Below are 19478 nucleotides of genomic sequence, written 5' to 3'. Positions count from 1 at the left end.
ATCACAAATTGTAAACAAAAAAAAGCGACTGAATAGTCGCTTTTTTTGTTTTATATAAAAGAAATTAATCTTTTTTTACTGGTTCACCTTTTCTATATTTCCAAGCTTCTCTAAAATAACCAACTAACCAATAAGGAATAACAAAAGTTAATAAGAAAATCATTAACCAAAATCCCATTGTAAATATTGTTAAGAAAACTAAAAAACCTGAAAATTGAGATAAATCCATAGTACCTTTATTTATTTTTTATAATATATCGCAAAATTAAAATTTATTTTGAATTAATAACACTCTTTTCTAATTTTTTAATGATAATTCTCATATTTTTAAACAAAAAAAAGACACTAAAGAATTTTACCACTTTAATGTCTAATTTTTTAATAATTTAAATTTGCTAATTATTTAAATTCAGCAAAGAAATCATTTCCTTTATCATCTACTAATAAGAATGCCGGAAAATCTTCAATTCTAATTTTACGTACCGCTTCCATTCCTAATTCAGGAAAGTCAATTACTTCAACAGATTTAATACTGTTTTTAGCTAAAATTGCAGCAGGTCCACCAATAGAACCAAGATAAAAACCTCCATTAGCTTTACAAGCGTCTGTAACTTGTTGTGAGCGGTTACCTTTTGCCACCATTACCATACTTCCTCCAGCTTTTTGGAAAGGATCTACATAAGGATCCATTCTACCTGCTGTTGTTGGCCCAAAACTTCCTGAAGGCATTCCTTTAGGAGTTTTTGCTGGTCCTGCATAATATACCGGATGATCTTTAAAGTATTGAGGCATTTCTTCGCCATTAGCAAGCATTTCACTAATTCTTGCGTGTGCCATATCACGAGCAACAATTAAGGTACCTCTTAAACTGAAACGTGTTTTTACAGGATGTTTTGAAAGCTCTTCACGAATTTTTTCCATTGGTTGATCTAAGTCTAACTCAATAGCATCTTTTAGGTGCGGTGCTTCTTTTGGTAAAAATTGTGCTGGATTTTTTTCTAATTGTTCTAAGAAAATTCCTTCCGAAGTAATTTTACCTTTAACATTACGGTCTGCACTGCAACTAACACCCAATCCAACTGGACAAGATGCAGCATGACGAGGTAAACGAATTACACGTACATCGTGTACAAAATATTTACCTCCAAATTGAGCTCCTACTCCACTTTCTTGACAAATTTTTGTAATTTTTTCTTCCCACTCAAGATCACGAAAAGCTTGTCCGCCATCGTTTCCTTCAGTTGGTAAATGATCTAAATAACCTGCAGATGCTTTTTTTACTGTTGCTAAGTTTGCTTCAGCAGAAGTTCCACCAACTACAAATGCTAAATGGTAAGGAGGACATGCAGATGTTCCTAAATCCATAATATGCTTCTTAATAAAGTTTGTTAAGTTTTCTTCAGTTAATAAAGACTTAGTCATTTGGTACAAATATGTTTTATTTGCTGAACCACCACCTTTAGTTATAAATAAAAATTCATATTTATCTCCAGTTTCAGAATAAATATCAATTTGAGCTGGAAGATTATTTCCAGAATTTTTCTCTTTTAACATTGTTTGTGGAACAATTTGAGAAAAACGTAAATTATCTTCTTGGTATGTATTGTAAACACCTTTTGAAATATATTCAGCATCATTTACTCCTGTGTAAACATCTTCACCTTTTTTAGCCACACAAATAGCAGTTCCGGTATCTTGACAAGTTGGTAATTCGCCAGCTGCTGTAACCATTTGATTTAACAACATTGTATAAGCTACAAAACGATCGTTATCAGTTGCTTCTGGATCTTTAAGAATAGTCTCTAATTTTTCTAAGTGAGTAGCACGTAGGTAAAAAGATACATCGTGATATGCAGCTTGGGAAAGTAACTCAATTCCTTCTGGTGATACTTTTAAAATTTTACGTCCATCAAACTCAACTACAGAAACGTGGTCTTTAGTTAACAAACGATACTTTGTCGTGTCCTTTGTAATAGGAAACGGTTTTTGGTATTTAAATTCAGACATCTTATATATTTTTATTGAAATTCATTTTTTACTCTTGCAAATATACAATTGAAGAAGAAAAAAGTTAGTAAAAAAAAGGTTTATTTATCTTTTATAGTTAGAAAAACAGCAAGAAAATGACATTTATCAGAAGTAAACAAAAATAAGTTTAATTTCAACAAAAACTTGTACATAACTTTTTCCTTTTTAACTACTGCCATTTTATGCTTATCAATAATTTAAAAAATTAATGCTTATATTTAATTTAGAAGTAAGCTAATTTATAAAGTAATTATTTTTTATGAAATATAGAATTGAAAAAGATACTATGGGATCTATAAGAGTTCCCTTAGACAAATATTGGGGAGCTCAAACGGAACGTTCAAGAAATAATTTTAAAATTGGACCTTCTTCTTCTATGCCTTTAGAAATTATTTATGGATTTGCTTATTTAAAAAAAGCAGCTTCACGTACAAACTGTGAGTTAGGTGTTTTATCTAAAGAAAAAACAAGTTTAATTTCAAAAGTTTGTGACGAAATTTTAGCAGGAAAATTAGATAATCAATTTCCATTAGTAATATGGCAAACAGGTTCTGGTACTCAAACCAATATGAATATTAACGAGGTAATTGCCAATCGTGCTCAAGAATTAATGGGAAAAGTTGTTGGTGAAAATGACAAATTTATTTATCCAAACGACGATGTTAACAAATCGCAATCGAGTAACGATACTTTTCCTACAGCAATGCATATAGCTTGTTATAAAATGATAATTAACACAACCATTCCTGGAATTGAACAATTACGCGATACACTTAAATCAAAATCTGAAGAATTTGCAACTATTATTAAAATTGGAAGAACCCATTTAATGGATGCAACTCCGTTAACCTTAGGTCAAGAATTTTCGGGTTATGTTTCTCAATTAAATCATGGATTAAAAGCTCTAAAAAACACTTTACCACATTTAGCGGAATTAGCTTTGGGAGGAACCGCTGTTGGAACTGGTTTAAATTCTCCCAAAGGATATGATGTTTTAGTTGCAAAAAAAATAGCTGAATATACGGGATTACCTTTTATCACCGCCAAAAATAAATTTGAAGCATTAGCCTCTCACGATGCAATAATTGAAACTCACGGTGCTTTAAAACAATTAGCAGTTAGTTTAAATAAAATAGCAAACGATATTAGAATGATGGCTTCTGGCCCACGATCTGGAATTGGAGAATTAATTATTCCTGCAAATGAACCCGGAAGTTCAATTATGCCAGGTAAAGTAAATCCCACACAATGTGAAGCTTTAACAATGGTTTGCGCACAAGTAATGGGAAATGATGTAACAATTACAATAGCTGGTGCACAAGGACATTTTGAATTAAATGTTTTTAAGCCAGTTATAACCTCTAACTTTTTACAATCCGCTCAATTAATTGGAGATGCTTGTGCTAGTTTTGAAAAACATTGTGTTAAAGGAATAAAACCAAACCATTCTAGAATAGCCGAATTAGTTAATAATTCATTAATGTTGGTAACTGCATTAAATTCTAAAATAGGTTATTATAAAGCCGCTGAAATTGCAAATAATGCGCATAAAAATGGAACTACTTTAAAAGAAGAAGCTGTAAAATTGGGGTATGTTACCCCTGAAGAATATGATGCTTGGGTAAAACCAGAAAATATGATTTAAAAACAATTATTTTAACAAATATTAAAGTCGGTAAATTAGGTTTTACCGACTTTTTTAATAAACCTAATAATTTAGAATATAAACTATTTTAAAAGTTGAAATTGATTGTTTTTCGATTTTTTTAAGATATAATTGGTTTAATTATTAAATTAATAATACTATTTAGTCTTTTTTTGTTCAAAATATTTTTTCTTGTCCATTTTTTCCCTACTTTTATAATGATTAACCCTACATAGTTAAATTATGTACAATCGAAAGCCCCAATTTCTAATCTTATTTTCTATAATGTTAATGGTGTTTGGAAAAATAAATTCCCACTCTTATATTGATTTGCAAACCGTTTTTAAAGAAGATTTAGCTACAAATTATAATTCATTATTAAAAACTTCTTTTAGCAAGACTATTATAGAAATTGATACAAGTATAATTTCTATTTTAGGTCTAAATAACTTTAATTCTTCAAAAAAAATAGAAACTCAGGTTAAAGCACAAGAATTAAATTGCGGTTTATTAGAATACAGTGCTTCTAAAGCCTACAATATTGATGGAACAAGAGTACTATATGATTGTAAAATATGGGAAAGTAAATATTGGACTCAAGGTGAAACTCCAGGAGAACTTTATGGGGCTTGGCGTTTTATTGATTATTGTAGTGATAGTAGTTCTGGAGGTGAGTGTTCTAAACCTAATTTTTATTGTAATGCATATGAATATGATAGTACAATTCCTTATTCAACAGGAACAATTGTATATTCAGAATGTGCCATTTGGATTGCAAGCCGAAATGTAAAAAATGACAAACCAGGAACTATGTATGGCCCATGGGAATATGTTTCTTATTGCGAAGAAGGAGCTGAATGCCCTCCTCCTACTTTTTGCGGAGCTCAAGAATATGATCCATTAATGGGATATATTGCTAACAGTAAAGTATATTATGATTGCTTAATCTGGCAAAACCTATGGGATATTGGAGGTAAAACACCTGGAGAAGATGCTGTATGGATTTCATTAGGGTTTTGTGAAGAAATTCCATATTGTAATATTGATTTAAGCCTTAATTGTCGGGTTCCTGACTATAATTCAAATATAACTTATCCAACAAATGGAACACAAGTGTATTATGATTGTAAAACTTGGGAAAATAGAAATTATGCAAATCCTGGGGAAAAACCAGGTGACAACAGTACTTGGCAATATTCTGGAGATTGTAATGAAGGTGTTAAAAGTGATGGAAGTGCTTGCCCTACTATAAATTATGGATACTGCGGAGTACAAAATTACTATCCAATGAATTTTTATGAAACTGGAGATTTAGTATATTCTAATGGTAACATATATGAATGTATTCATGATAGTACCGTTAATAAAACTCCTGAATCCAATAGTGGTAATTGGACCTACATAGAACCATGTACTGATATTGAATCCACTGAACGTACTACATTAAGTAATAATAATGAAATACTAAAAACTAAAATTCAGTTATTTTATTATAATAACAATTTATATTATGATTTAACAAAATTAAATGGTAATTCAAAAGTATATTGTTATGATACAAAAGGAAGCTTAATTTTTTCTAAAGTTCTTCTTAATTCAAAAAACCAAATAAACCTCTCTAATCTAAAACAAGGATTATATTTTATTAGAATTATAAATAACTCTAATATGGTGCATTTAAGAATAATAGTAGTATAATTTAAAAAATTATACTACTATTATTTATAATTATTAATTTAACAGTTCAAAAGATTGTTTAGCAATTTCTAACTCTTCATTAGTTGGGATAACCAAAAGTTTAACTTTTGATTTTGAAGTATGAATTTCTTCAATTTTTCTAGCTTTCATATTGTTTTTTTCAAGATCAATATCTATTCCAAAGAAATCTAAGTTTTCACAAACCATTTTACGCATAGGAACAGAATTCTCTCCAACTCCTGCAGTAAATACAATTGCATCTACTCCATTTAATACAGCAATATAACTACCTAAATATTGTCTAATTCTATAGGCTGCCATTTCTAAAGCCAATTGACATTTTTCATCACCAGCTTCTGCTTCCGCTTCAATATCTCTATAATCGGATAAACCATCTGTTAATCCAACCATACCACTTTCTTTTTGAAGTATATTATTTACTTCATTTAATTCATAACCTAAATTATTTACTAAATGAAAAATAATTGAAGAATCAATATCTCCACTTCTTCCTCCCATAATTAATCCTGCAACAGGTCCAAAACCTAAAGAAGTATCGATACTTTTACCATCTTTTACTGCGGTAATACTACAGCCACCACCTAAATGAATAGTAATAATTTTAGAACAGTTTTTTCCTTCTAAATACTCTATGGCCTTTTCGGCTACATATTTATGACTTGTTCCATGAAAACCATATCTACGAATACTAAATTCATCTAAAAATTTATTTGGTATTGCATACTTATAAGCCTCAATTGGCATAGTTTGATGAAAAGCTGTGTCAAAAACAGCAATTTGTTTTGCTTCTGGAAAAATTTCTTCGGCAACTACAATACCTTCATAATTTGCCGGGTTATGCAGTGGAGCTAATGAAAACAAATCTTTAATTTTTGTTTTTACTTCTTCGTTTATTACAACAGTTTTAGAAAAAGTACTACCACCATGAACAACTCTATGGCCAACTGCTGAAATTTCGGACGTAGATTTAATAACACCAACTTCAGCATCTAACAAAAATTTAACTACTTTTTCTAAACCAACTTTATGATTTGCTATTCTACATACTCTTTCAATCTCATCTGAATTAGATTTGTATTTTATTTTTGGATTTTCCAAACCAATACGCTCTACAATTCCAGAGCAAATAACCTCTTCAGAAGGCATATTAAACAATTGATATTTAATTGAAGAACTACCCGAATTTATTATTAAAATTTTCATTTTATTCTTGTGCTTGTATTGCTGTTAATATTACTGTGTTAAAAATATCGTCTATTGTACATCCTCTACTTAAATCGTTAACAGGTTTATTTAAACCTTGTAACATTGGTCCAATTGCCAATGCTCCGGTTTCACGCTGTACTGCTTTGTAAGTATTGTTTCCTGTATTTAAATCGGGGAAAATTAAAACATTTGCTTGTCCTGCAACTTCAGAATTTGGCATTTTACTTTTACCAACCTTAGGGTCTACTGCTGCATCATATTGTATTGGCCCTTCAACTTTTAAATCTGGTCGTTTTTGTTTAACAATTTCAGTTGCCGCTCTTACAATATCAACATCGGCTCCTTTTCCTGAAGCTCCAGAAGAATAAGATAACATTGCTATTTTAGGATCAATACCAAAATTTAAACTACTTTCGGCTGAAGAGATTGCTATTTCCGCTAATTGTTCTGCATTTGGATTTGGGTTTATAGCACAATCTCCAAATACTGATACTCTATCCTCCAAACACATAAAAAATACTGAAGACACAACAGATACTCCTGGTTTTGTTTTTACAAATTGTAAAGCCGGTAATATAGTATGGCCAGTAGTATGGGCAGCACCAGAAACCATTCCGTCTGCTAATCCTTTATGAACCATCATTGTTCCAAAATAGGAAACATCTCCCATTAAATCCTCAGCCATATCAATTGTTAAACCTTTGTTTTTTCTTAATTCGAACAAAGTTTCAGTAAAATCTTTATAAAACTCAGATTGAACAGGATTAATGATATTCATTTTATCAATATCTACGGTTAAACCTAATCGTATTATTGAATCTGAAATCTGATCGTAATCGCCCAAAACTGTAATATCAACAATATCTGTTTCAATTAAACGAGCTGCAGCGGTTAATATTCTATCATCTGTTCCTTCTGGTAAAACAATATGCTTACGAGATTTTTTGGCACGTTTAACTAAGTTATATTGGAACATTCTAGGAGTAATTCCTTCATTTTTAAAGGTAACTAGTCTTTCGGTTAGTTTATCAACATCTATATGTTTTTCAAAAATATTCAACGATGTTAATATTTTTTGAGTATTTCCAGCATACATATGAGATCTTACTGCTCCAATTTTATTTGCAGTACCAAAAGTACCCTCTTTAACTGATAAAATTGGCATAATTTGCGCTAATCCATCAATTAGTTTTATTATGGATTCTTCTGGTTTTAATCCTCCCGTTAACACAATTCCAGATACAGTTGGGTAATTAGTTGAAATATTTGCTTGTAAGGCTCCTAATATAATATCAGCTCTATCTCCTGGTGTAATTATTAAATTATTATCTTTTAAGTGAGTTAAATAGTTTCTCAATTGCATTGCTCCTACACTAAAACTTGCCGTCTGGTTGTTAATATTTTCCTCTCCAAACAGTATAGTGGCATCAATGGCATCTGCAATTTCTTTTACTGTAGGATTTTTTAAGGATGCAATTAAAGGTATTACACCAACATAAATATTACTTGGTAAATTATCTTTTAAGCCGTTTTTTGCAATTTCAATATTAACATCTTGAACTTTATTTGCAATAACCGCCAATACTTCTACTTCTTTTTCTTTAAAAGAATCATATGCTAAATGTAAACCTTCTACAAACTCGTCCAAAGTTTTGCCTACACCCGGAGAAACAATTACTGCTGGAATTCCTAAATTTTTTGCAATTTCAATATTTGCATCTAACTCAATAGCCGATCCTTCTCCTGAAAAATCACTTCCTTCAACCAATACAAAATCGTTTTGATCTTCTAAATTTTTATATTTTTCAATAATTGTGTCGAATATTTCCCCTTCCTTTCCTTTATTACGCTTACTAATAAATTCCTTACGCGTAAAAGCATACGCATCTTCTGGATTAATATCTAATTCAAAGTGGGATATAATGGTATTTATATGATTGTCTTTTTCACCTTTTTTAACATCATCAATAATGGGCCTAAAATACCCTACTTTTGCAGTTTTCCCTAACAAAACACTCATTAAACCTAACGCAACAAGAGATTTACCACTGTTGGCTTCACTTGTGGCAATATAAATGGCTTTACTCATTCTTTATTTTTTTGTGCAAATATAATTCAAACATTCACAATTCAATACTAATTAGTCTTGTTTTTTCAAATTGGTTAACCAATTTACAATAAATTTAACAAAATAGTTCACTTTGTAAAATATATTTATCTTTGATTAACAATATTTAATTTATATGACGACTTTATTTGTTAATATTAGAGAACTAATTCAAGTTGAAGATTTTCCAAAAAAAATGGTTTCTGGAGCAGAGATGAAAACACTTCCAACTATTAAAAATGCGTATTTGGTTATAAAAGATTCATTTATTTTAGATTTTGGGAGAATGGAAGATTTACAACCTAATAAGTTTGATAAAACCATTAATTTAAAAAATAAAACAGTGCTACCTACTTGGTGTGATAGCCATACACATATTGTATATGCTAATAATAGAGAGCAAGAATTTGTTGATAGGATTAATGGACTTTCGTACGAGGAAATTGCAAATAATGGTGGTGGTATTTTAAATTCGGCTAAACAGCTTCAACATACAACAGAACAAGAGCTTTATGAACAATCGGCAAAAAGAGTTGAAGAAATAATAAAATTGGGTACAGGTGCGGTAGAAATAAAATCGGGTTATGGTTTAACTAAGGATGCCGAGTTAAAAATGCTAAGAGTAATTAAAAAACTAAATGCCAACTACCCCATTACAATAAAGTCTACTTTTTTAGCAGCACATGCAATACCTTTAGAATTTAAAAATAATAAAAAGGAATATTTAGATATTGTTATTAAGGATATACTTCCGTCGGTAGCACATGAAAAACTAGCCAATTATATAGATGTATTTTGTGAATTAGGATATTTTAGTATAGAAGATACAAAACGTATTTTAAAGGCCGGAAAACAGTATGGATTGGAACCTAAAATTCATGTAAATCAGTTTAATGCTTTTGGAGGTGTTCAGGCTGGAGTAGAATTTAACGCTCTTTCGGTTGATCATTTGGAAGAAATGCGTGATGAAGATATTGAAAGTCTTAAAAACAGCAAAACAATGCCCGTTGCATTACCCTCGTGTTCATATTTTTTAAGTATTCCATATACTCCCGCACGCAAAATGATTGATGCGGGTTTACCATTGGCCTTAGCAACAGATTACAATCCTGGTTCAACTCCTTCAGGTAATATGAATTTTGTTATATCAACTGCGTGTATAAAAATGAAAATGAATCCAGAGGAAGCCATTAATGCGGCAACTATAAACGGTGCATATGCCATGGGAATTGAAAATACACATGGTTCTATTTGTAAAGGAAAAAAAGCCAACTTAATAATTACAAAAAATATTCCTAGCTATGCTTTTATTCCTTATTCATTTGGAAATCATCAAATTGAAAAGGTTTATCTCGAAGGAAAAGAGATGATTTTTTAACTACTTGCGTTTAAATAATTTTTTAAAAAATGAAGTTTTTTCAGCACTTACATAACCATTAGAATATTTTCCATAACCACCATAGCCATACCCATATCCGTAACCATAACCGTAGCCATATCCATATTTCGATTTAATTTTAAAATCGTTTAACACAATACTTATTTTTTTAACTTCCTCTTTTTTGTATTTCTCGTTAATCATTTTTAACATTCCTTTTTGAGAATAGCCTTGTCTTAATACATAAATTGTGGAGTTTGCAAACCTCAATAATTCTAAGGCATCACTAACTAAACCAATTGGAGGTGTATCTAAAATAATGTAATCGTATTCCTTTTTTAAAGTATTAATTAAATCTTCAGTTGCTTGATTAATTAATAATTCTGAAGGATTTGGTGGAACTGGTCCAGAAGTTATAACATCTAAATTTGGAACTTTTGTATTCTGAATTATATCCGATATTGCAGCTTCTCCAATTAAGTAATTAACAACACCTGTATCATTTAAAATCTCAAAATCACCAAATATTTTTGGTTTTCTTAAATCCAAACCAACCAAAATAGTTTTTTTACCTCCCAAAGCAAATACCGTAGCTACATTAATAGAAATAAATGTTTTTCCTTCCCCACTTACAGAAGAAGTTACAACAATAGTTTTAGATTTATCTTTTAAACTTCTGTCAAATAAGAACTGAATATTTGAACGTACTGCTCTAAAAGATTCTGCAACAGTAGACTTTGGTTTTAAAAACACAGCCAAATTATTAATTGCTAAACTTTTTCCAATAACTCCTAATACTGGAATAGGCGTTAAGCGCTCAATATCTTCAGCAGTATAAATTTTATTGTCAAAAATCTCTTTTGCAATTATTATAAATAAAGGAACAATAACACCTAATAATATAGCTATCATATAGTTAAAAGAAATTCGAGGTAAAATAAAACTTTGTCCTGTATCTTTGGCTGAATCTAAAATTGATATATCCGAAACACTTGCGGCAATTGCAATATCTGCTTCATATCTCTTTTGCATAAGAAAAACATAATTAGACTCTGTTAAACTATATTTTCTTTGATAGTTTAACAATTTTTGCTCTTTATTAGGAAGTTTATTTAATTGATAATTATATGTGCTAAGTCTTTTTCTACTATTTTCTAAATTAACTAAAGTTGCTTCTTTTAATGATGTTAAATTTTCAAGAAGCACTGTTCTAGCAGTTTCAATTTCCTGCTTTTTTAATTTTATTGAAGGGTGATTTGCAGTAACTTCTTTAGATAGTTGTTCATTTTCAATTGACAATTTGGTTAATTCTCCAACCATTGCAGATATAGAAGCATCTTCAATATTTATTATTGCAGGAGCAGGAATAGTGGTGTAATTGGTATTTGATTTAATATAACTCTCTAAATTATTAAAATAGGCAACTCTATCCATCAACTGGGTTTGCATTTTATCTAACCCTGTTGTTTGCGTAAAAATTTCACCTCCTTGAGCAGATAAATTATATATGGAATGTTGTTGTTTAAATTTTTCTATATTCTTTTCAATTAATTTTAAGGTATCAGAAGTGTTTTTAAACTGATCATCAATAAATTGTTTAGTGCTACGCGCATAATTAGTTTTTTGTTCTAATTCAAGTTGGGCCAATACCTTTACGGTTTCATTTAGGTAATCTACAATTCTATTTTTATTTGTCCCAGTTAAAGAAAGTTCAATTAAGGAAGTACCAGATAAACCTTTCGCCCTAACATTTTTATACCTACCTGTTACATTATTAATTGAATTTAATTTTAAAAAGTAAACATTATTTATATTTGAATTTAATCCCTTTAATTTTTCTATTTGACCTTTTAAAAATGGCGTATTTATATATTCATTAAATGAAAAATTTTGAGAAAAACTTGTTAATTCAGGATTAAAATCTTTTAAAGTTTCGTCTTTATAATTAATCAGTTTATAATTTAATTCAGAATCAAATTCAACAGATAAATTAAAATTCTCATCATCAATTAATTGAATCTTTATAAACGAATTTAAAAGTTGATATTGGTTGGGTTGTAAAACTAATTTAAATGGAGTTTTTCCATAAACGTCCTCTTTTCTAAATCTTCCTTCCTGAAAATAATCAATAAAAAAATCTAATTTTCTAATAACCTTTTCGTTATGCGACCTAGATGTTAATGCTTTTCTAATAGATTCAACTTTATCACTTACCCCACCCCAATTAAAAGCTATATTTGTACCTGTTGAAAATAGTGGGTTTTGTTTTTCCTTTACTTCAATTGTGGTTGTTAATCCATAAATTTTTTCTGCAGAAATATTTACATAATATGCAATTGACAAAGCAATTATAATGGCTAAAACAAACCATTTCCAATTTGCAACAATTCTAATAAGATAATCTTTTATATCAGATATATGCTCGCTTGTATTTTCTCTTAAATTAAACTTATTATCCATTTTTATTATAAATTTTTAACAAGTAAAACCGAACTTACAAGAAACGATAATATTGTAACTGCCGTTGAAAAAGTTTGTAATCCTGTGGTACCTGTTCCCCAAGATTTTTGTTTTAATGGAGCAACATAAACAATATCATTAGGTTGTAAATAAAAATTTTCCGATTCAAATATTTCTATCTTCGTATAATCTAATTTATATCTTTTTACACCATCAATTGTTTTTCTAATTATTGTTATTTCTTGCCTATTCCCAAAAGGTGAAATTTCACCTGCGCTAGAAATGGCATCAATTATTGAAACTTGATTTTGAGCTAAATTTATGGATCCTGGAGATCCTACTTCACCGGTAACAACAAAATTTATACCTGCTAATTTAACCGTAACAAAAATAAGCTCAGGGTTTTTGAAAAACTTACCTAGTTCGTCTTCAATTTTTATTCTAATTTCTTTTTCTGTATAGCCTAAAACATTTAAATCTCCTAAATATGGAATTCTTATATTTCCATGTCTATCTACCGAATATCCTGTAAAGTATAAATTTTGCCCGTTCATAGAGTTATTAGAACCCGAATTAGTTTGCCCACTTTTAAACATTGAAACAATTTCCGAATTATTTGCCTTTATATCAATATATAAAACATCATTTATCTGAAGTCTGTAAGGTTCATTATTTAATTTATAAAGTTCTGTTTTGCTTATTGGTTCGCCTTGAAAATAGGTCATTTGTTTTGTAGATATACAAGACGAAAAACAAATAATTAAAGTTATGGCCAGTAAAAATTTCTTCATAAAGTACAATATAGCTAGGTTAGACAAATATAATTTTTAATAGTGGTTTAAAATAATTTTTCTACTAATTTCGCAATATAGTATATAACATATGTGGTTTAAAATAAAATCCTACCTTTTATTTCTTTTAAAGTCTACAAATAAACATGGGGTTCACTCTCCATTTGTTTATGGCTTGGTAACTAAATGCTTTAATTTAAAATCAAATTTAAATCATAAAAAATCCTTCCAATCTTTATTAAATTACTATAAAAACAATGATAACGTTATTAATGTAAAAGATTTTGGAAAAGGATCAAAGGTATTTAAATCTAATAATAGAAAAGTTTCTAAGATTGCAAAAATTGCAGGAATTAATAAAAAGAAAGCTATGTTATTAAATAGATTAATAAAATATCTTGAAATAAATACAATTTTAGAAATTGGAACTTCATTAGGATTAAGTTCTGTCGCAATGAGCATTGCAAACCCTAACATCAAAATAATATCTTTAGAAGGTTGTAAAAATACTGCTACTGAAGCACAAAAAATGTTTGAAACATTTAATTTTTCAAATATAAATTTGGTAGTAGGTGAATTTGAAAACACCTTAAAAACTGTAGTTAAACAAACTAAATTCGATTTAGTATATTTTGATGGCAATCACCAAAAAGTAGCTACGTTAAAATACTTTAAAACATGTTTAAAAAATATTCATAACAACTCGGTTTTTATTTTTGATGATATTAATTGGTCCTTGGAAATGCAAGAAGCTTGGAATGAAATTAAAACACACCCAAAAGTAACAGTGACAATTAATACACACTTTTGGGGAATTGTTTTTTTTAGAAAAGAACAAGCTAAAGAGCATTTTACAATTAGAGTTTAAAGTTGGTTTACTTTCTTTATAATAATTAAATTTGCATTATGAAAATATACACAAAAACTGGTGATAAGGGAAAAACATCCTTATTTGGAGGAACTCGAGTTCCTAAATATAATTTAAGAATTGAAGCATACGGAACGGTTGATGAACTAAATTCATATATTGGATTAATTAGAGATCAAGAAATTGATGAAAATTCTTTTAAAATTTTACTTAAAATACAACATGAATTATTCACTTTAGGTGCAATGCTTGCCACTTCACCTGAAAAAGAATTTTTAAAAAGTGGAAAAGAACGATTAAATATTAATAAAATTAATGAATCTTCAATAACACTTTTAGAAAATGAAATTGATATAATGAACGAAAGTTTACCTCTAATGACGAATTTTGTTTTGCCAGGAGGACATACAACAGTGTCATATTGTCACATTTCACGCTGCATTTGCAGAAGAGCTGAACGTATTAGCACTCAATTAGCCGATGAATCAACAATTGATACACAAATATTGGTTTATTTAAATAGACTTTCTGACTATTTATTTGTACTGGCACGAAAATTGACTATTGATAATAACGCTCAAGAAATCCCTTGGATTCCAGAGAAAAAATAATAAGTTCTTTGAATTGTAAAAAAAAGTAAGAATTAGCTTGGATTTTTGAGTAAAAAAATTATTTTTGCACCAAATTTAATACGAGAAACAATATGTATTGGACATTAGAATTAGCATCATATTTATCAGATGCACCTTGGCCGGCAACAAAAGATGAGTTGATTGATTATGCAATTAGAACAGGAGCACCTTTAGAGGTTGTTGAAAATCTTCAGGAAATTGAAGATGCTGATGAAGATTTTGAGTCTATCCTTGAAATATGGCCAGATTATCCTTCCGAAGATGATTATCTCTGGAATGAAGATGAATATTAATATTAAAATTCAAAAAAGTCTCTGTCGAGGCTTTTTTTTTGCTTTTAAACTATAATTTAAACATTTTTTTAAGCTTTTTAAAATTTAAATATTTTAAATTCGCTTACAAATTAAAATTGAAAAAAAACAACACCACAAAAGGTGAAAACATAAAATAACACATTAGATATGAGCATATTAAATTCAGTTCTAAAAGTATTTGTTGGAGACAAAAAAAAGAGCGATTTAAAATTATTGCAACCTATTGTAAAAAAGGTTGCAAATTTTGAAAAAGAAATAGCAACTTTAACAAATGACGAACTTAGGGCTAAAACTATTTATTTTAAAGAAAAAATAGCCGAAGGCACCAGTGATTTCACCCTGAAAATTAATCAATTAAAGGAAGAAGCTCACGATGCAAATGTAGATAGAAAAGAAGAAATTTATACAGAAATTGACGAATTAGAAGATGCTTCATATAAAGCATTAGAAGTAGTTTTAGAAGAAATAATGCCCGAGGCTTTTGCAGTAGTTAAAGAAACGGCAAAACGTTTTACCGAAAACGAAAGTATTACTGTTACTGCTACTCCATTTGACAGAGAACTTTCAGCAACAAGAGAAAATATTACATTAGATGACGATAAAGCCTTTTGGTCAAATACTTGGGACGCTCAAGGGAAATTAGTTACTTGGGATATGATTCACTATGATGTTCAGTTAATTGGTGGTTCAGTTTTACATCAAGGTAAAATTGCCGAAATGATGACTGGTGAAGGAAAAACATTGGTATCTACACTTCCTGTTTATTTAAACGCATTGTCTGGAAAAGGTGTTCATGTTGTTACAGTAAACGATTACTTAGCAAAACGTGATGCTGCTTGGATGGCTCCTATTTTTGAATTTCACGGCTTAAGTGTTGATTGTATAGATCATCACCAACCAAATTCAGATGCTCGTAGAAAAGCTTATAACTCAGATATTACATATGGTACTAATAACGAATTTGGTTTTGACTACTTACGTGATAACATGGCACACTCTCCAAGTGAATTAGTACAACGACCACATAATTATGCCATTGTTGATGAGGTGGATTCAGTATTAGTTGATGATGCTCGTACACCTTTAATTATCTCTGGAGCAACTGCCAACGCCGATCGTCATGAATTTAATGAATTAAAACCAAGCGTAGACAAAATTGTTTCAATTCAAAGAAATTACTTAACAGGTGTTTTAGCTGAAGTTAAAAAATTAATTAGCGAAGGCGATACCAAAGAAGGTGGTTTCTTATTATTAAGAGTATTTAGAGGATTACCTAAAAGTAAGGCTTTGATAAAGTTTTTAAGTCAAGAAGGAATAAAACAACTCCTTCAAAAAACAGAAAACTTTTACATGCAGGACAACAATCGCGAAATGCCTAAAATTGACGAGGAGTTATATTTTGTAATTGATGAAAAAAATAACTCTATTGAATTAACAGACAAAGGGATTGCATTCTTATCTGGTGACGATGGTGATGAAAACTTTTTTGTATTACCTGATTTAAGTACAAAAATTGGTCAAATTGATAACAGCAATTTAACTCCTGAAGAAAGACTCGCTAAAAAAGAAGATTTATATAGAGATTTCAGTATTAAAAGTGAGCGTATACATACAATGAATCAGCTGTTAAAAGCATATACTCTTTTCGAAAAAGATGTAGAATATGTTATAATGGATGACAAAATTAAAATTGTTGATGAGCAAACTGGACGTATAATGGATGGGCGTCGTTACTCTGACGGTTTACACCAAGCAATTGAGGCTAAAGAAAATGTTAAAATTGAGGCTGCAACTCAAACATATGCCACGGTAACATTACAAAACTATTTTAGAATGTACCGTAAACTTTCGGGTATGACAGGTACAGCAATAACAGAGGCTGGAGAATTTTGGGACATTTACAAATTAGATGTTGTTGAAATTCCAACCAATGTTCCTCTAATTCGAGATGATAGAGAGGATATGGTTTTTAAAACCAAGCGTGAAAAATACAATGCTGTAATTAATGAAATTGAAAAATTAGTTAAAAATGGACAGCCGGTATTAGTTGGTACAACATCAGTTGAAATTTCTGAATTATTAGGAAGAATGCTTTCTATTAGAAAAATCAATCATAATGTATTGAATGCTAAATTACATAAAAAAGAAGCCGATATTGTTGCACAAGCCGGACAACCAGGTATTGTTACAATTGCAACAAATATGGCAGGTCGTGGTACCGATATTAAATTATCAGATGAAGTAAAAGCAGCAGGCGGTTTAGCTATTATTGGTACTGAACGTCACGATTCTCGTCGAGTTGACCGTCAGTTACGTGGACGTGCGGGTCGACAAGGTGATCCAGGGTCTTCACAGTTCTATGTCTCATTAGAAGATAATTTAATGCGTTTATTTGGATCAGAGCGTATTGCTAAAATGATGGATAGAATGGGCCTAAAAGATGGTGAAGTTATCCAACATTCAATGATTACAAAATCTATTGAAAGAGCTCAGCGTAAAGTAGAAGAAAACAACTTTGGTGTTCGTAAAAGATTGTTAGAATATGATGATGTAATGAATTCTCAACGTGAGGTAGTATATAAAAGAAGACGTCACGCACTTTATGGAGAACGTTTACAAGTTGATATTGTAAATATGGTATATGATACGTGTAGTTTGTTGATACGAGAAAATAAACCAACAAATGATTATCAAAATTTCGAGTTTGAATTAATTCGTTTTTCATCAACATCATCTCCATTTTCAGAAGAAGATTTTAAAACTTTAAATGAGCAAGAATTAACAGATCAACTTTTTGATGTTGTTTATAAACATTATAAGGAAAAATTAGAAAGAAGTGCCCGCGCAGCTTATCCAGTAATAAAAGATGTTTACGAAAATCAAGGTGATAAATATGAGCGAATTGTGGTACCATTTACAGATGGAACCAAAGAACTTAAGGTTGTAACTAACTTAAAAGAAGCCTACGAAAGTGAAGGTAAAGGTTTGGTTACAGATTTTGAAAAAAATATTACATTAGCTATTATTGATGATACTTGGAAAGATCATTTACGTCAGATGGATGAATTGAAACAATCTGTACAAAATGCAACTTACGAGCAAAAAGATCCTTTGTTAATTTACAAATTCGAATCTTTTGAATTGTTTAATGGAATGCTTGATAAAGTAAATAAAGATGTACTTTCATTCTTATTTAAAGGTGAATTGCCATCACAAGATACCAATCAAGTTTCGCAAGCTAGAGAACAAAAACGTGAAAAAGTACAGTTAAGTAAAGAAGATTATAAAAGTCCAACTGAAGGAACGCAAACAAATCAAACACAGCAACCTCAAGTTGTGGAAACAATTGTACGTACCGAGCGTAAAATTGGTAGAAACGAAAAAGTAACAGTTAAAAATGTTATGACTGGTGAAAATAAATCAATGAAATTTAAACAAGCAATTCCTTTAATTAACAAAGGTGATTGGGTTATTGTAGAAGAATAAACTTTTTGTTAACATAAAAAAAGCCTCCAAATGGAGGCTTTTTTTATGCTAAATTATATTTCTAAATTTTTATCGTATGGTATACTTTTTAATATATGAGTAATTGCATTTACCCTAGCAATTGTTTTTTTGTTTGCTCTAATTATTTTCCAAGGTACGCTTCCTTCTTTAGTTTTCTCAAACATTTTACCCTTATAATGAGTATAAACATCCCATAATTCTTGAGCTCTTCTATCTACCGCAGTCATTTTCCATTGTTTTAAAGGATTATTTTTAATGTCTTCAAAACGTTTTGCTTGTTCTTTTTTAGAAATAGACATGTAAATTTTCACTAATCTAATTCCAGATTCAACAATCATTCTTTCAAAATCATTTACCTGACTCATAAATATTTCATATTCCTCTTGAGTACAAAATCCATTTACGGGTTCAACCACTGCCCTATTATACCAACTTCTATCGAAAAAAATTATCTCACCAGCTTTTGGAAACTGACTAACATATCGTTGAAAATACCATTGAGTTTTTTCATCTTCAGAAGGTCTTGGTAATGCCACTTTTCTTAAATGTCGAGGATTCATACGTTCTGTTGCACGTCTTATAGCTCCACCTTTACCAGCGGCATCTCTTCCTTCAAAAATAATGATAATGCGTTCATTTTCTTTAATTGCCCATGACTGCATTCTAATTAATTCAACTTGTAATTTTTTTAATCGTTTTTCGTATTTTACATATCTTACGGCTTTTTCTAAGTTATATGGCTCACGAGAAAGTAAAGAAGTTAAGCCTTTATTTGTATTTAAAATTTCTACATTTTCTTCGTTTAAGGTAAATTCTATCATAA

Annotated in this window: 14 protein-coding genes; 7 read left to right on the top strand and 7 right to left on the bottom strand. The window is 29.9% G+C overall.

Annotated features, from left to right (window positions below):
• Nucleotides 1–64 precede the first annotated feature (64 nt).
• Entirely contained in the window at nucleotides 65–229 is a 165-nt protein-coding gene (locus Q0776_RS07335) for a hypothetical protein (protein WP_298366546.1), read from the bottom strand.
• A gap of 170 nt (nucleotides 230–399) precedes the next feature.
• A complete protein-coding gene (locus Q0776_RS07330) occupies nucleotides 400–2007 on the bottom strand; it encodes a fumarate hydratase (protein ID WP_298366544.1) in 1608 nt (535 codons plus the stop codon).
• A gap of 280 nt (nucleotides 2008–2287) precedes the next feature.
• Between Q0776_RS07330 and fumC the strand changes: the two genes are divergently transcribed.
• Together fumC and Q0776_RS07320 are read left to right on the top strand one after the other, a co-directional pair.
• Nucleotides 2288–3673 carry a class II fumarate hydratase gene (gene fumC, locus Q0776_RS07325; protein WP_298366541.1) on the top strand — a complete coding sequence of 462 codons (1386 nt, stop codon included), beginning with the start codon at nucleotides 2288–2290 and terminating at the stop codon, nucleotides 3671–3673.
• A gap of 243 nt (nucleotides 3674–3916) precedes the next feature.
• A complete protein-coding gene (locus Q0776_RS07320; protein ID WP_298366539.1) occupies nucleotides 3917–5371 on the top strand; it encodes a T9SS type A sorting domain-containing protein in 1455 nt (484 codons plus the stop codon).
• A gap of 33 nt (nucleotides 5372–5404) precedes the next feature.
• On the opposite strand, the gene Q0776_RS07315 is transcribed toward Q0776_RS07320, so the two are convergent.
• Nucleotides 5405–6595, bottom strand: a complete 1191-nt coding sequence (locus tag Q0776_RS07315) for an acetate kinase (RefSeq protein WP_298366537.1) — start codon at nucleotides 6593–6595, stop codon at nucleotides 5405–5407.
• Between the two features lies 1 nt (nucleotide 6596).
• A complete protein-coding gene (gene pta / locus Q0776_RS07310) occupies nucleotides 6597–8687 on the bottom strand; it encodes a phosphate acetyltransferase (protein WP_298366535.1) in 2091 nt (696 codons plus the stop codon).
• Between the two features lie 154 nt (nucleotides 8688–8841).
• Between pta and hutI the strand changes: the two genes are divergently transcribed.
• Entirely contained in the window at nucleotides 8842–10083 is a 1242-nt protein-coding gene (gene hutI / locus Q0776_RS07305) for an imidazolonepropionase (RefSeq protein ID WP_298366533.1), read from the top strand.
• Here the strand turns inward: hutI and Q0776_RS07300 are convergent, their stop codons facing one another.
• Both Q0776_RS07300 and Q0776_RS07295 read right to left on the bottom strand, forming a co-directional pair.
• Nucleotides 10084–12543, bottom strand: a complete 2460-nt coding sequence (locus tag Q0776_RS07300) for a tyrosine-protein kinase family protein (protein WP_298366532.1) — start codon at nucleotides 12541–12543, stop codon at nucleotides 10084–10086.
• Between the two features lie 5 nt (nucleotides 12544–12548).
• Nucleotides 12549–13268: a polysaccharide biosynthesis/export family protein gene (locus Q0776_RS07295; RefSeq protein ID WP_298366531.1), complete on the bottom strand. Its 720-nt coding sequence runs from the start codon at nucleotides 13266–13268 to the stop codon at nucleotides 12549–12551.
• Between the two features lie 157 nt (nucleotides 13269–13425).
• Here Q0776_RS07295 and Q0776_RS07290 point away from each other — a divergent pair, with 157 nt between their 5' ends.
• From Q0776_RS07290 to secA, 4 genes are all read left to right on the top strand, one after another.
• Nucleotides 13426–14202, top strand: a complete 777-nt coding sequence (locus tag Q0776_RS07290; RefSeq protein ID WP_298366529.1) for a class I SAM-dependent methyltransferase — start codon at nucleotides 13426–13428, stop codon at nucleotides 14200–14202.
• Between the two features lie 38 nt (nucleotides 14203–14240).
• The gene (locus tag Q0776_RS07285; RefSeq protein ID WP_298366528.1) at nucleotides 14241–14813 is read left to right on the top strand and encodes a cob(I)yrinic acid a,c-diamide adenosyltransferase; all 573 of its coding nucleotides are present in this window, start codon (nucleotides 14241–14243) and stop codon (nucleotides 14811–14813) included.
• 92 nt (nucleotides 14814–14905) lie between these two features.
• Complete coding sequence (locus tag Q0776_RS07280; protein WP_298366527.1) at nucleotides 14906–15127, top strand: DUF2795 domain-containing protein; 222 nt, start codon at nucleotides 14906–14908, stop codon at nucleotides 15125–15127.
• A 168-nt stretch (nucleotides 15128–15295) separates the two neighbouring features.
• The gene (gene secA / locus Q0776_RS07275) at nucleotides 15296–18634 is read left to right on the top strand and encodes a preprotein translocase subunit SecA (protein ID WP_298366525.1); all 3339 of its coding nucleotides are present in this window, start codon (nucleotides 15296–15298) and stop codon (nucleotides 18632–18634) included.
• A gap of 53 nt (nucleotides 18635–18687) precedes the next feature.
• Here secA and ppk2 read toward each other — a convergent pair whose 3' ends face one another.
• Entirely contained in the window at nucleotides 18688–19476 is a 789-nt protein-coding gene (gene ppk2, locus Q0776_RS07270; RefSeq protein ID WP_298366522.1) for a polyphosphate kinase 2, read from the bottom strand.
• Nucleotides 19477–19478: the final 2 nt, after the last annotated feature.

Origin of the sequence: uncultured Lutibacter sp., assembly GCF_947495725.1 — a bacterium.
Lineage (GTDB): Bacteria > Bacteroidota > Bacteroidia > Flavobacteriales > Flavobacteriaceae > Lutibacter.
Note: the sequence above shows the minus strand (reverse complement) of the source record. Positions and strands in the feature narration are given on the sequence as shown.

Excerpts from the sequence above, each read along its gene's own strand:
- Q0776_RS07335 (WP_298366546.1), bottom strand. The coding sequence starts at position 229 with ATGGATTTATCTCAATTTTCAGGTTTTTTAGTTTTCTTAACAATATTT.
- Q0776_RS07330 (WP_298366544.1), bottom strand. The coding sequence starts at position 2,007 with ATGTCTGAATTTAAATACCAAAAACCGTTTCCTATTACAAAGGACACG.
- fumC (WP_298366541.1), top strand. The coding sequence starts at position 2,288 with ATGAAATATAGAATTGAAAAAGATACTATGGGATCTATAAGAGTTCCC.
- Q0776_RS07320 (WP_298366539.1), top strand. The coding sequence starts at position 3,917 with ATGTACAATCGAAAGCCCCAATTTCTAATCTTATTTTCTATAATGTTA.
- Q0776_RS07315 (WP_298366537.1), bottom strand. The coding sequence starts at position 6,595 with ATGAAAATTTTAATAATAAATTCGGGTAGTTCTTCAATTAAATATCAA.
- pta (WP_298366535.1), bottom strand. The coding sequence starts at position 8,687 with ATGAGTAAAGCCATTTATATTGCCACAAGTGAAGCCAACAGTGGTAAA.
- hutI (WP_298366533.1), top strand. The coding sequence starts at position 8,842 with ATGACGACTTTATTTGTTAATATTAGAGAACTAATTCAAGTTGAAGAT.
- Q0776_RS07300 (WP_298366532.1), bottom strand. The coding sequence starts at position 12,543 with ATGGATAATAAGTTTAATTTAAGAGAAAATACAAGCGAGCATATATCT.
- Q0776_RS07295 (WP_298366531.1), bottom strand. The coding sequence starts at position 13,268 with ATGACCTATTTTCAAGGCGAACCAATAAGCAAAACAGAACTTTATAAA.
- Q0776_RS07290 (WP_298366529.1), top strand. The coding sequence starts at position 13,426 with ATGTGGTTTAAAATAAAATCCTACCTTTTATTTCTTTTAAAGTCTACA.
- Q0776_RS07285 (WP_298366528.1), top strand. The coding sequence starts at position 14,241 with ATGAAAATATACACAAAAACTGGTGATAAGGGAAAAACATCCTTATTT.
- Q0776_RS07280 (WP_298366527.1), top strand. The coding sequence starts at position 14,906 with ATGTATTGGACATTAGAATTAGCATCATATTTATCAGATGCACCTTGG.
- secA (WP_298366525.1), top strand. The coding sequence starts at position 15,296 with ATGAGCATATTAAATTCAGTTCTAAAAGTATTTGTTGGAGACAAAAAA.
- ppk2 (WP_298366522.1), bottom strand. The coding sequence starts at position 19,476 with ATGATAGAATTTACCTTAAACGAAGAAAATGTAGAAATTTTAAATACA.